This is a genomic window from Paenibacillus sp. GYB006 (assembly GCF_036577645.1).
In the GTDB taxonomy this organism is placed as follows: domain Bacteria; phylum Bacillota; class Bacilli; order Paenibacillales; family Paenibacillaceae; genus Paenibacillus.
In genome coordinates this window covers 149,139-162,270 of sequence record NZ_JARBDA010000004.1, presented here as the reverse complement: position 1 = coordinate 162,270, position 13,132 = coordinate 149,139, and the positions used below count along the sequence as shown (strand labels likewise).

16 protein-coding genes are annotated in these 13,132 nt (G+C 34.7%); all 16 read right to left on the bottom strand.

Annotated features, from left to right (window positions below):
• Positions 1-154 precede the first annotated feature (154 nt).
• The 16 genes from PV403_RS11905 to PV403_RS11835 all read right to left on the bottom strand — a co-directional run bounded on the left by PV403_RS11905 (position 155) and on the right by PV403_RS11835 (position 13,087).
• On the bottom strand, positions 155-511 hold the full coding sequence (locus PV403_RS11905) for a VOC family protein (protein WP_332084759.1): 357 nt from the start codon (positions 509-511) through the stop codon (positions 155-157).
• A gap of 233 nt (positions 512-744) precedes the next feature.
• On the bottom strand, positions 745-1,491 hold the full coding sequence (locus tag PV403_RS11900; RefSeq protein WP_332084758.1) for a class I SAM-dependent methyltransferase: 747 nt from the start codon (positions 1,489-1,491) through the stop codon (positions 745-747).
• Between the two features lie 115 nt (positions 1,492-1,606).
• A complete protein-coding gene (locus PV403_RS11895; RefSeq protein WP_332084757.1) occupies positions 1,607-2,143 on the bottom strand; it encodes an AAA family ATPase in 537 nt (178 codons plus the stop codon).
• A gap of 394 nt (positions 2,144-2,537) precedes the next feature.
• Entirely contained in the window at positions 2,538-3,446 is a 909-nt protein-coding gene (locus PV403_RS11890) for an AraC family transcriptional regulator (RefSeq protein ID WP_332084756.1), read from the bottom strand.
• 324 nt (positions 3,447-3,770) lie between these two features.
• The gene (locus tag PV403_RS11885) at positions 3,771-4,295 is read right to left on the bottom strand and encodes a GNAT family N-acetyltransferase (protein ID WP_332084754.1); all 525 of its coding nucleotides are present in this window, start codon (positions 4,293-4,295) and stop codon (positions 3,771-3,773) included.
• A 72-nt stretch (positions 4,296-4,367) separates the two neighbouring features.
• Positions 4,368-4,901 (bottom strand): GNAT family N-acetyltransferase, encoded by a 534-nt coding sequence (locus PV403_RS11880; RefSeq protein WP_332084752.1) that lies wholly within the window; start codon positions 4,899-4,901, stop codon positions 4,368-4,370.
• Positions 4,902-5,140: 239 nt separating this feature from the next.
• Positions 5,141-5,749 carry a rhomboid family intramembrane serine protease gene (locus PV403_RS11875; RefSeq protein ID WP_332084751.1) on the bottom strand — a complete coding sequence of 203 codons (609 nt, stop codon included), beginning with the start codon at positions 5,747-5,749 and terminating at the stop codon, positions 5,141-5,143.
• A gap of 236 nt (positions 5,750-5,985) precedes the next feature.
• A complete protein-coding gene (locus PV403_RS11870; protein ID WP_332084749.1) occupies positions 5,986-7,023 on the bottom strand; it encodes an alpha/beta fold hydrolase in 1,038 nt (345 codons plus the stop codon).
• Positions 7,024-7,315: 292 nt separating this feature from the next.
• Positions 7,316-7,975, bottom strand: a complete 660-nt coding sequence (locus PV403_RS11865; RefSeq protein WP_332084747.1) for a class I SAM-dependent methyltransferase — start codon at positions 7,973-7,975, stop codon at positions 7,316-7,318.
• A 245-nt stretch (positions 7,976-8,220) separates the two neighbouring features.
• Positions 8,221-8,550 carry a DUF5694 domain-containing protein gene (locus PV403_RS25305; RefSeq protein WP_442951756.1) on the bottom strand — a complete coding sequence of 110 codons (330 nt, stop codon included), beginning with the start codon at positions 8,548-8,550 and terminating at the stop codon, positions 8,221-8,223.
• Between the two features lie 450 nt (positions 8,551-9,000).
• Positions 9,001-9,747, bottom strand: coding sequence for a class I SAM-dependent methyltransferase (locus PV403_RS11860; RefSeq protein WP_332084746.1), 747 nt, complete (start codon positions 9,745-9,747; stop codon positions 9,001-9,003).
• Positions 9,748-10,071: 324 nt separating this feature from the next.
• Positions 10,072-10,617, bottom strand: coding sequence for a DUF6933 domain-containing protein (locus PV403_RS11855; RefSeq protein ID WP_332084745.1), 546 nt, complete (start codon positions 10,615-10,617; stop codon positions 10,072-10,074).
• Positions 10,618-10,759: 142 nt separating this feature from the next.
• Positions 10,760-11,035 (bottom strand): SunI/YnzG family protein, encoded by a 276-nt coding sequence (locus PV403_RS11850; protein ID WP_332084993.1) that lies wholly within the window; start codon positions 11,033-11,035, stop codon positions 10,760-10,762.
• A 73-nt stretch (positions 11,036-11,108) separates the two neighbouring features.
• Positions 11,109-11,582, bottom strand: coding sequence for a GNAT family N-acetyltransferase (locus tag PV403_RS11845; protein ID WP_332084744.1), 474 nt, complete (start codon positions 11,580-11,582; stop codon positions 11,109-11,111).
• A 307-nt stretch (positions 11,583-11,889) separates the two neighbouring features.
• Positions 11,890-12,480 carry a hypothetical protein gene (locus PV403_RS11840; RefSeq protein WP_332084743.1) on the bottom strand — a complete coding sequence of 197 codons (591 nt, stop codon included), beginning with the start codon at positions 12,478-12,480 and terminating at the stop codon, positions 11,890-11,892.
• Between the two features lie 67 nt (positions 12,481-12,547).
• The gene (locus PV403_RS11835) at positions 12,548-13,087 is read right to left on the bottom strand and encodes a GNAT family N-acetyltransferase (protein WP_332084741.1); all 540 of its coding nucleotides are present in this window, start codon (positions 13,085-13,087) and stop codon (positions 12,548-12,550) included.
• Between the last annotated feature and the right edge of the window lie 45 nt (positions 13,088-13,132).

Below are 13,132 nucleotides of genomic sequence, written 5' to 3'. Positions count from 1 at the left end.
TAGGTTTCCTCGTATTACGAATCTCCGAAGTAGGTTGTGCGTAGCACAAGCTTCTTCGATATTTCGTTTACACACGCGTGAATATGATGTTATAAGATACTAACTTCTTCAAGATACTCTATTCATTTATTATCTGTGAAAACAGATTGCAACTCTAGCATTTACAAACCATTAATAAATTCCCATCAGGATCTTTAAAATTAAACCAATGGCCGTTTTCTATTTCTGTTACAAACTCAACTTTGCGTTCTCTCAAGAATTGGTAAGCTTTTTGTATATCGTTTGTATTGAAATGGAAAGCAGGGTTCCTATAGATAGATTCATCATTGTATATTTGGCTGTCAAGAACAAGGTTCAATCCATTGTTATCGAAGGGTATACAACAAAGATGACCTGCGATTATTTCATAATCAGGTTCAAGATTAAGTATGGAACAGTACCATTCTCGTGCATTTATGATGTTACTTACAGGAATAAATATTGCGCCAGCCATACTTAAGATAGCACTCATATCTTCACTCTCCTCAATAACTTAGCTTTTGTTGATAGAAGTTTTGTTTTCCGTCTTAGCACTGATATTTTAAAGCATTCCGTATTCACGACGAAGAGTGAATGAATTCGTGTATGTCCGTCCTCTGCTCCCCGTAAACTTTCTGGCAAACCAACGTCATGAATGTATTGTTATTTGATGCCAACCTTCCTAAACCACTAAGTAACTTACTCTAGGACCACTTCTTCAATATTTTATAGTTTTCTTGCTTTGATAACGAAAGTTACAGGAAACATCTTTGCTCTTTTTACAAAATCATTATTTTCATCGTGCAATTGTATTATTTCATTGTCAGTTTCTTCGATCATTTGTTCAATAACAAAACCTGCTTTTGCCAACGCATTTATATAGGTTGATAATTTACGATCAGATAAGGTTAGCGCACCTTGACAAGAATCAGGAGATACCGAATACCAAGATTCATCGTAATAACACTTGTTAAAAACAAACCTATTATTTTCTTCAACAACACATTTGTGTATGGGATGAGACCAACTGAAAATAAATATGCCATCTTTTTTTAAATAAGAAGCGATCCGGAGAAAAGTACCCTCAAGGTCGGTTGTCCAGCCAATCGCGTAAATCGAATAAACAAAGTCAAAATAATCCATAGGTATGTTACATTCTTCTTCCATGGGAGAACAGATTAATTTTGCTGAAAGACCACATACCGTCAAATGTTGCCTAGCTTTTTCAATTTGTTTTTCTGATATATCCATCCCCCATAGTTCAGATGCTTTGCGTTCCCCCTGATATTGCAAAGAATGACCATTACCACAGCCTATCTCTAACATCTTTTTTCCTGATACATCGCCAAAAAGTTGACATTTTTCTTCTGAGATAAATGCTCCATAAAAAGGAAGCACTATTGCTCCTAAAAAATTATTTCCTCTTGTATCCCAATAGGAGCTGTTTGTTTCATAAACACTATGCTTATTCATCCCGATGGTCTCCTCTAATACAAATTTTGTTCGCTGCTCATTTGTTTACCCTATTAATCATTTAGTAGGTTAGTTATATCATCGTCTTCATCTATTCCGGTAACTTCAATCAGTTCTACGTATTATTCAAATATTCTAAAACAAGGTTCACTCTCTCACTAATAGAGTTATTACCTTCTATCCTTAGAACTGGGCAAGTTAAATCCGACATCCACTGTTCATGTAGCTTCTTACTTCTTACCTCCAACCCAGCCTCATCATATAATGAGGCCCACTCTAAGAAAGTCTTTGATTGTTCATACATACATCCTCCGGGTAAGACATCTTCACCATACCTATGTATTTCTCTTTCCTTTAGTCTTTGAAGTCTGATTTCTTTAGGCGCATAGAGAAAAATCACTAAATCGAAATTTGATTTCAAGGCATTTCCCCAACCACATATCGCACCTGATAAACTCCACTGATTATACTCAGATAGATCTTTAGTTAGTAAGTGTAGTCTTTCCAATGATACTCTCTGTTCAGTAAATTTCTTGACCCAAAAATAGTCATCACCATCAAAGTTGACATGCGGAAGCCGCTTTGATAACTCTTGTCCTAATGTTGATGCTCCTGACCCAGATGCACCAAAAATATGTATACGATTCTTCATGTCGTCCTCATCCCTCCACTTACTTAAACTCGCAGGGCTAGTTAGCAGAATCCACTTCTCTACTTTCCTCTTTTTGTGATCCAAGGGCATTGCCCGCGGCATGAATAGGGTTATAGGGAATTGCCTTTGAATTATCTCCACTTATACTCTATCACTTAGGCATGTCGGACTACTTTTACTACTTTTGACATGCATGTGTCACCTGGAATCTCACTAGTGAATTAAATTCCTAGATCCGTTTATCAGCTTTAAAAAGTCGCCAAGCTCGGACACATGAATTATAAATAAACCTCCCATAAAAGCTATTCAATCTAATTGCTTCTTTTGGGAGGTTTTAATCTAAATTATACAAGTGTGCTTATTAGCGGAGCGAACTATTTGTTTCTTATCCTATTTACTTTTCCTCAATTCGATACCATAGTTCACAATACTCATAACCGTCTTTGTTAGTACAATACATCTCGAAATTCCCACCATCTAAAATGTTAAGCTTTGATGTTTGTAACCACTCAGAAAATATTCTGTTTTTTAAAGTACTCAAATCATAGCTTCTACTATCATTCTCATCACTTAAGGTTGAAAATATTACCCAAGTAGATGCTGGAACATCAACAATTGTATATCCATTGACTTTGCTATTCTCCGATCGGTAACACCCGATAAGATAAGGGAAAGTCGTATTGCTTGTGAACTTATAGGAATCGAATGCAAAAACAGCTCCAAGTTCTTTGTTGAAATTGCCTTCGCGCCACCAATCCCCAGTTACCGTCTGGAGTAATCTATCGAGCTCACCATTCTTGTCTATGTTTTGCCAAACCTCAGGGATCGATACTCCTTGTTGATTCGCAATATTATCATAGTTGTATATATCTTCTAACCCATAAACTTGAAAATCATCTCGTTTCTCAATCCGATAATTCATCCCAACAGCTCCTTTTAATATAAGTTGAAAGGAGAGTCGAGGATAGGCTTTTAACTGACAACCGGTATTGCGTGCTGATGTAGGAGTCAAGTTATGCATATTTTGAAATGCTCGAGAAAATGATTCTGGCGTTTTGTATCCATATTTTAAAGCCACATCTGTCACTTTATTCTGTCTGTTTTGTAAATCTAAGGCAGCAAGTGTAAGTCTTCTGCGCCTAATGTATTCTGCTAATGGAACTTCAAGTACAAATGAAAACATACGTTGAAATTGATAAACAGAACATAAAGCAATTGTAGCAATCTGATCATAATCAATGTTGCTTTCTAAGTTCTCTTCAATGTAGTCAATAGCATGGTTCATACGCTGGAGCCAATCCACGGCGATTCCTCCTTTCAAAAGGAGCATATCATGCGGTAGATCAAGTCGCCTGATTTTGCGTGCAGAAAAATGTCAGATCATTGAGAAGTTTTGCTTTATAATAATTCTTTGCATCTTTCGATTTTCCTGCTCTATTTCTTCTCGCTGATTTTCTATAACGTATTCATATCGCTAACTTAAAGGTTCGACAACTCCCGCAGCGACGGCTCCAGATTTGTAAAGATTTACGGTAATCTCCTCTCAAAAAGAGTCTCTAAACCACTTAATCAACACTTCTTGTCACCCCTGCTATATAAGTAATTTACTCACCTTCAAATAACATGACTAACCCACATGGTTAGTAAATTCTTGAGCAGGTCCCTTATTATCTTTCCTTCTTGTTTCTATAAATTGATTACTCGTATAACGACTCACAACTTTCTTCCAGAAAATCTGTGCTGGTCTATTCCAATCAAATTCACTCACTCTCCAATGTCCTTTGAATGAGTCAAATGCCATAAATGCTGCCTGCTGCCCGATCTTCATCGTCCGGTATTTTCGAAGTATAAAGAAATGATTTAAATAATATAATTTTTCTTCTTGTATCCTCTTAACGATTACGAATCCAGCCAACGATCGATCTGATCGGATAAAATACATATGGTAATTCGGGTCACTATACCAATCCATAAAATTAAATGTAACTTGGAATAGTCCATCTTCCCCGATGTCAGTGTTATTAAACTCAGTTAGGTCATATGCAGCTAGTACAAACAAATTCTTTAATGAGATCAATTGACCTTCCGAAACTCTTTCAAGCGATATATCCATTTCATCATTTCCTTTTATAGTTTGGATATGTATTTCCACTTCAGGAAATGCCTCAAGCAGACCAAGGGGCGGACGCCCCGCAGCGTTATGATTTTGATACCTTCTCCGATCTCAGTATACTTGCTTTGCCATTAATATGTCTGGTTTACCAATTCCGTTTGCATTTGGGATAATTCCAATAATAACGAACCCCAATTTCATATAAAAATTAACTGGATGATCTTTACTATAGAAGTTCTTGATAAATGAAGGAAGTTCACTGTATAGGTTTTGGTTAGATACATTAGTTTGATTGTTTTCATCGTCCGAACCGAGCAATATTGTTACTCCACCACGTTGTTCAACTTGTTTCTCAAGATCTTCAACAAGCATTTTCCCAAAACCATTTCTTCTAAAAGGTTTTTTAATTACTAAAGGATGTAGTTCCCATACATTCCCGTTATATTGACTTTGACCGCCAATCCACCCTATGACAACATCTTCATCATTAATTAATACACGACTTATTTTATTATCTTGTAATGATTCAATAACTTCATTAATTGCCAATTCAAATGTGGACCAGGCTTCAAAACTTTCCTGTAATAGAGAAGCTGTTTGATTAATTTTATCTTTGTCATCTTTCAATAGATCAATAATTTTCATATGTACAATTCACCTTTATGTTTTAATTAAATTGCATCAGTTTCGCATAACGTTCTTGTATCTTACGAACCCTCACTGCCTTTAGGGAGCCACAGCGGTTGAGTGAATGGATCTGTCCGCCTAAATTCGCTCCCTCGACTTATCTCCTAGCGACCCAGGGGCATAATCCACGAAGAGTAAAAACGCTGTTATATGATGTCAGCCACTTCTTCTAGTTACCATCATCAAATCATCTTTAGCTAAAAATGCTTCACCGAAGTGTTCTTTAATGTTTTATCTTTAGCTGTTAAGTTCAAGATTACACCAAGCATAACTCCGATAATTAATCCTACTCCATGTACAAAAAGTCTCCCGATAACATCAACCAAACTATCAACATATAAAATATTCCCGAGTATACCATAACCTATCAGGTACCCGATTTCCCGACTTTTTATATGCTCTATAAAAAAAGCTTTATTCCTTATGCAATATATTACTATTACACCGATTAGTCCAAAAATTCCAGGGGAACTGCCAACAGACGAACCAGGTGAAAAAATAAAGACAAATATAATTCGTTCTAATATGTTACTAACCATAAAGATAAACAAAAACCAGGTGCTCTTAATTTTTGATTCAATAAGTATCCCCGTAAAATATGTTGCTAAACTGTTAGCCAAAATATGTATAATTCCAAAATGAAAAAATGGCGCTGTTATTACTCTCCACCATTGATTATTCAATAACACTTTCTCATTATTCAATGTCCCCCATTGAAGCAAAAGCCCATTAAGGAAGAAAGTATCCACAAAGAAAATTGCAAAAAATACGATTATAAGGAATAGTGCCATTTTGGGATATTTCAAAAATCTCACCTCTAAGATTTATGGTAGGGTTCTACGGTTTTTGGTTGATTTCCTATAACGTTTCGTATTTCTGACTTCCAAACGACTTAAGGACTGTAGGTTAGGTGGCTACGCCACTTAGCTGGTTGGATGAGTCGTCTGAATCAATTGTTTCAAAACCCTTCTTGGCCCCAAGGAGCGATAGCGACTATACGGAAATATATTGTTAGTGGTGTAACATACATTCATGAAAATACTTACAACACACACTTATTTGGATTTAATATATTTATTAATATATTTTCAATCTCTTTAGCATCATCCGGATGGAACATATGGGATGATTTTTCCATCCAAAAGAGTTGTTTTCCAGCAGGTGCTACTAGCATATTATAGTATTTATCCGTTAGTTCTCCATAAACATGAACATCTTTTCTTCCGTGAATAAATACAATGGGAATATCAATCTTATCAACCGTTTTATTAAAATCTATCTCTGCAAAATCCTCGATTATTCTTTGTGTATAACTCCTTTGGAATCCTCTAATTGTGTTAACTATGTCTTTTATTGAGTAGTCAGGTGACCTTAACATAAGATCTATTGCAAGTTTCATTCCCGGGTGTTTCACTTTATGATCTGAGTAAACCATTGAATTATATCTACCCATCCACTTTCTTAATGTACCCCATTGCTTCACGCTTTTTATATATGGTGGGTATCCACAATTCGTTAATTCATCTATTGCTTTCTGATTATTTTTGTCTTTTGCTTTATCCAATGTCCATTGTAAACATAGAGCGTCATTATCCGCCCAGTTTACGATTTGAGAAATTCCAATATAAGCATGATAATTTTCAGGGTTCTCGTAAACTAATCGCAATCCTAGAATAGTTCCCCAAGAATAGCCTGCAATATATATTTTATTTTTGTTAAATTCTTTTTTTAAGAACATAACTACTTCCTTAGAATCCAATATGTATTGATCAACATGGAATGAATCGTTGGATATATTGCTATTAAATGTTTTTCCTGCTCCCCTCTGATCCCAAAAAACTACTGTATAATGTTTGATCAGTTCTTTTGTTGTTGTTGCCACAACGTAATCCCTTGAGCGACTCGATACACCAGGTATAGGTAACCCCGGGCCTCCATGTATAATAAGTAATACTGGATTATTAATATCTTCAGTTTGTATTAATAGATACTGATCAATTCCGCCTATTTTCACTTTCTCTACTTTACTTATCCCTGTCTCTGATATAATAAAATCTTTCTTGGGAAATAGAACTGCCACATTATATTCCTCCTCCACCAATTCTTCTAGCACTTAATCATTCACATGGTATTTTCGTTTCTGTATCTACGAACCCGAGAGGCTTAAGGGGAAGCTAGATACAACTGCGCTTAACTAATGCAGGTTTGTCTACTTGAAGTAACACCTCCGAAATACATCTACACTGGGAGCTTCAGCCCCTAGTGTAGATGTATTGTTATATGATGGGTGATGGCCGATTCTTCGAATAGCCTTCATTCTTTTACTTTACCTAATACCATAAGCTGTGTAGGTCTCTGAATACCGACATGATCTAACCGTTCAATAATTTTTTTCCACGCTTTTTGAAATCGATATGATCAAAAAAGTCTTTAGTTCTCTCTATATGTTTCCGACATGCCTTTGAAACTAAGTAAATGTCTTGTTTAGATCTTACACATTTCTTTAACTCATTGTGTTCATATATACTTTCTATCCTTATACCTCTGTGATTAATAAGATCCAAAATTTCTTGTTTGGTATAGGTTTGACGATGATATATCCCTAGTCGTCGATCAATTTCAGAACTAAAATGATGATACATTACATGAGATATTTGTGCTTCATTTTGATTATCACAAAATAATTCGTTAATGAAGAACAAACCATTACTTTTCAATACTCGTTTCATTTCGTTTAAGACTTTTGATTCTAAGGGTGTATGATGTAATGCATTTGATATACACACTGTATCGAAAGTATTATCTCCGTAGCCTAATCGTTCGGCATTCATAACAATAAATTCGAGTTTTGTGTTGTCTATATATGTATTCTTCGCTTGGAGTACTGAATTAGGATCCATATCAACGCCTATAATCTGATCAATTCCATTAAATATATTTAATAGTGTTGGGATGAATTCCCCTGTTCCAGTACCAACTTCTAATACATTGCCTGCTTTATGCAAAGAAAGCTTATTTTTTATTGCTTCCATGTTTATCCTCGCTTTGTATAATATTTTGCTCGACTTTCATATAACGTTTCCGTATTCAAGACGTCATTCTCCCTAAGATAGCTCTTATCTTAGGTGATCGTCTGTGTTGGTGAGCATGCTTCTCCGCTTACTCTTCTTCCAACCAAAAAAGGAGAACACCTGAAGCGAGTATATCGTTGTTATAGGATGCCTAGGATCTCTTAGAATTACAATTACTTACAATCCCTTTAATAAGCTACCTCAAATCATCCACCCAAATATTGTTCTACAGATTCCAACGAAAACAGATCACTTTCTTTAATAAATTGGGAAAGTAAATGGATATGTCCAGCACCGTATATTACAAGAATTCTATCCTCGGGCAATGCAAGTCGGCAAATATTAGCGTAAATAATCATATTCCTACGGTACCAGTAATTACAAAGCCAACGGATCCCTATATTGTTGTTACCATCACCAACTCGTGCAATAGTCATATACGCTTTGTGATCAGCCTGTATAGTTTTCGGATTATTAAGTGCAAGTAGCATTTCTCTTATCGTTGGTGTTGTCGTAGAATTATAATTGCCTTTCATTCCAATCGATTAGGTGTATGTCACGATGACCAAGCTAAGCTGCAGTACGGAAACCTAATTGATGAATTTCGTTTGCAGTAAGAGGAAAATCCCGATTCACATATGAGACATACTCTTCATTAAGAGTTTCGTGAGTATCAGTCAATGCTTCGACCATTATCTTTGTTGGATTATATAATTTCAATTGTTCGACAACATCTTCGATTTCTTGTTGCCTATTATGAGCTAAGACATCATCCGATTCATAATTGTGCATATCCAGTCTAGAATTGCCCTTTGAAATGTACCAAGAAGTAGAATACTACATTTATCAGAGTATTCCATGGATAACCTCCAATTTGAACTCACTTCATCTGGTTGAATGAATAGCTGATATCCTATAACGTTAGTAACTAGTATTGAAGCGAAAATCCCTTGTTAGGCGAATCGTATTCTTCGAAATACCCACTATTATTTAGTCGCAATTACAGCATAGATTCCGGGGACTCTATCTTCTATTCCTTCTGGTGAATCCTTAAAAATCCATCGCTGTATCTCTCCAGATTCCTCATGTAAAGCCTTGATTGTCAAACCCGCATTTACGATCGAGGTTATTACTTCTCCAAGTATCCAGCGTCTTAGCTTCATCTCTTCTCCGACCACATCTTGTTCAAAATAATTACCACTAGCGATGTATTGCCCGTCTACTTCTTTTAGCAATTTCCAAAGTACCGGGTGATATTCTCTAAGTACAAACCTACCGCCCTTGCACAACAATCTATTTACTATCTTGAATAATTCTTCAATATTATAAATGTAATGGAGTACTCCCATTTCTATGAAAATAAGATCAAACTCTCCAAGTTCTTCGACTTTTAGATCCATTACATCAGATACTATATAGTTTATTTCAACGTTACAAGCTCTTGCCAGGTCCATTCCAAATCTTGCGTTTTCTGGTGCGATATCAACAACCTTTACTTCTTTAGCGCCCATCAATGCAATCGATATTGCCTTTGTCCCGTTTGATCCGAGGAGATTTAGTACACGTTTTCCTCTGACATCACCAATATAGTCAGCTAAAATCTTTATTCTCTTCTTTGGATTATCTATAATTCTTTGAGCTTCTTGCTCAATGGAACCAAATCGATTTATCCAAGCTTGATACCTTTCATGATTCCATTGCTCTCGATTTATAGCACTCATTTCTTTTTGCATCCTGTTACCTCCCACTGGGTTCAGTATTTTGTATAACGTTGCACTTTTTGATTTTAAGCGAAGTGATCCAGGTTGAATGCCCAAGAATACAAACCAATTGTTACCTGAAGTATCTGAAGTATCTGAAATACTTTCAAATCACATGTTTACTCTATGTTAGTTGAAGTCTAATAATCTCTGTACTTATGACTTCATCTTCACTTAGTTATGCCATCACGTTTATTTTGGCTTAATGATCAAAATGATCAGATAAATTACGAATATGCATGTTGCCACCGAATTATGGCTCCCTCGGGAGCCGTTTCGATGTAGATAGGTTTCTAATCATGTCTTATTATAAACATCATTATCCAAAACTTTATATTGTTCATCTAATTCCTTATTAAATAATTCTATTGGCTTAAGATATCTTAGTGTATTATTTGAATCTATTGTTTTAAATATTCTATAGTTATTCCATCTATTCAGATCATTACAATCATTAAATTCCTTACCTATGTCCTTCATAATAAAAACAATATCATTTAATGTTCCAAGTATACTTCTGTTATTAGTTGTTGTGTATATAGCTTCGTGACATCCGTTTAGATATTCATTAATTTTTGAATCATCAATGTTTTCAAAAAGTAGATAGCTCTTTAAATGTTCCTTGAAAATATTCTCTAGGTTTTTATACTGGTTACTTCTAATTCCTGGTATAGTCAAACTTAATCTCGTAAGGTCATTTACAAAAACTACATGCTTTCGTCTGTTCACTAAAACGAGATTAGCATGCCAACTAAAGAACGGATCAGAAATAGCAATCGGAGTTATGATTTTATCAATTTTCATGTCTTTTAGTAGTTTCTTAGTTGAACGGATAACAAGCAAAAATATCGCCTCTTCTTCAGTTTAATTAACTTATAATTTTGATAATACAATCTTCTAATCATATCATATTATTTTTCTGAAATTAATTTTAACCCTATGTATTTCTAACAACTCCATGAATTGAGTTATACGCTTTTTAGGATTAATGACCGCCAAACGTGTTCATAATCGAATTCAGTTCTTTATCTAAAGAGATTACATTTGTTGTAAATAAAATATAGGTTTGTGAATTAGTCTTTATTATAATTCGATCGGTGGTACCATATGGAGTACCAATTCTAATAGCATCCTTTTGTTCCCCTCCATAAGTATCATCATGCGATATGTTTACAATTTCAGATATGGGGATTTCTATTTTAGATAATTGCCACTTAATAACTAGATTATCATTGATTTTATCTACTTTTATTCCAAGCATAGCTTTCACTCCAGACTCTATTATAATAGTTAATCTCATTCCCTTAAAATCCTTATTTATAGATGTTTGAATTTTATTTCCAATCTTTTTCCATAATTATAAAGTTATAAGTATTGTCTCTGATTACATTTTGAAATTCACCTTTCTTTTTAAAACCTTCTTTTTCATATGTTCTTATTGCCCTTTTATTAAAATCTACTACACACAATTCCAAATGATTAAACTTTAATAATTCCCTTCCTTGTTCAATGACTGCTTTAAAAAATATCGAACCGTAACCCTGTCCTGTCATTGAAGGTTTCATTTGAACTCCAACTGCTAATATTTCTACCTCATCATCGCTAATATCAAAAAACTCACAATTTCCGATTAAATTTTCTTTATCATCAAATACTGAAAATGCTCTTTCTGAATTGATACTATGTTTAAATCCATCCATCTTTTCTTGTTGGATATTGTTATCATAAAAAGAATATATCCCATCATAAGTCCAAGTAATGAACTGATTGATATCGTCTTCTGTTCTTTTCCGGATTGTAAGTTTCATATGCCTAACTCCCTTTTATAATTATTGATTTTCTGTTTAAATCATTTGATTCTAATGGGTGTATGATTTGATGCATTTGATATACATACACAATTCCTTACATCTCTTCACTTAGCCCAAAATACAAATCATTTTTCAATGCGTAATAGAGCTCTTCAATTCTATAAAGTGAATCAGGCGAAGCTTGAACGATTAGTTCAATCAATTGAGAACCCATCTCGTAAAAAGTAGAACGACTGTAAGGTTCATTTCTCCCTCCATGATTCAAGCTAATTCCTAAGAAAGACTTGATCTGATTTTCAATATATCACGCAAATCCTTCTTTCCATTCCTGCCAAACCATATATTCGACTTGCTCAGTGGTCAAGTTTTCTTTAAGTTTTCTTCTTTCCCTGCCAATTAACCTAGCATCTTTTTTATCTACACTTGCAAATAAAGATCTTGTAAGTTCAATGTATTGATTGTCCGAATAAGGAAACGGGTAGTTTAGTTCCCATGAATCGTTTGTTTTTACTGATCGTTTAGCTAAATCAATATGTTCCCTCAATTGAATTTCACATGTTTGGTACTGGTAACAATGCACAAACTCATGAAAAATAATGACTTGTTCACTAACAGTGTCAAATACCTCTCCTGTTACAACGACAACTACTTGATTCTGCAGACACTCCAGTGGAAAAGCAGCTCTGATTCCTTCTGGTAAATTCATGGTATCAGGTACAATATGAGCTAAACTGTATTTTGCATTTTTATATTCAAAGATGTGTAGTTGTTTATCCTCAACAATAGCAATTGGGAAATGATCTTTTAGCAATGGATGAATGCCTTTTACTTCATTCTGTAGTTTTAGTAATGCTTTGAACTTATCAGAGTATTTCAATGCAATATCCGTTTCCACTCTCCCACCCCTATAATTCAAGTTCACATAGCAGTTGTGTTCTGAATATTTATGGATTGCTTTTGTGTTAATTTCTTATAACGTTAGTCCATTCACTAACCAAAATCGAATAAAAATGCTGATCATGCCACTCATCATTCCATTTTAATTCTTGTTTGAATATACCCTCTCTCGTCATTTTTAATTTCTCCATGAGGTTGATCGATTTATGATTGAGACTATTACACATTCCTACTATTTTACGAGCTTCTAGTTCCTTAAATACATAATCAACTAAGAGCTTAACCGCTTCATATCCATACCCATGTCCTTGATACTCTGGTAGGATGCCAAAACCAAGTTCCCAGCTGCTTCTATGAGCTACATAACTCCAAATCTGAACCAATCCAATTCGCTTTATTTCATTGTCTGTTTCTATTGTCATGATAAAATCAACGTGTGTGTTTGAATTCATTTGTTCTAGATACTTTGACTTGATAACATTATGATCGTTCTCCACAAACTCTTCATATAGCCAAACGTCTTTGTTGCATTCTAACTCACATAAGAAGTCTAAATCTTCCTTCGTAACACTTGAAAGAGTAACCCTATTTCCTTTGAGTTTCATATGTACATCCCCTATTTCGATATTTCAGTATATAGACAAAGATTC

Excerpts from the sequence above, each read along its gene's own strand:
- PV403_RS11905 (WP_332084759.1), bottom strand. The coding sequence starts at position 511 with ATGAGTGCTATCTTAAGTATGGCTGGCGCAATATTTATTCCTGTAAGT.
- PV403_RS11900 (WP_332084758.1), bottom strand. The coding sequence starts at position 1,491 with ATGAATAAGCATAGTGTTTATGAAACAAACAGCTCCTATTGGGATACA.
- PV403_RS11895 (WP_332084757.1), bottom strand. The coding sequence starts at position 2,143 with ATGAAGAATCGTATACATATTTTTGGTGCATCTGGGTCAGGAGCATCA.
- PV403_RS11880 (WP_332084752.1), bottom strand. The coding sequence starts at position 4,901 with ATGAAAATTATTGATCTATTGAAAGATGACAAAGATAAAATTAATCAA.
- PV403_RS11865 (WP_332084747.1), bottom strand. The coding sequence starts at position 7,975 with ATGGAAGCAATAAAAAATAAGCTTTCTTTGCATAAAGCAGGCAATGTA.
- PV403_RS25305 (WP_442951756.1), bottom strand. The coding sequence starts at position 8,550 with ATGAAAGGCAATTATAATTCTACGACAACACCAACGATAAGAGAAATG.
- PV403_RS11860 (WP_332084746.1), bottom strand. The coding sequence starts at position 9,747 with ATGCAAAAAGAAATGAGTGCTATAAATCGAGAGCAATGGAATCATGAA.
- PV403_RS11850 (WP_332084993.1), bottom strand. The coding sequence starts at position 11,035 with ATGCTTGGAATAAAAGTAGATAAAATCAATGATAATCTAGTTATTAAG.
- PV403_RS11845 (WP_332084744.1), bottom strand. The coding sequence starts at position 11,582 with ATGAAACTTACAATCCGGAAAAGAACAGAAGACGATATCAATCAGTTC.
- PV403_RS11835 (WP_332084741.1), bottom strand. The coding sequence starts at position 13,087 with ATGAAACTCAAAGGAAATAGGGTTACTCTTTCAAGTGTTACGAAGGAA.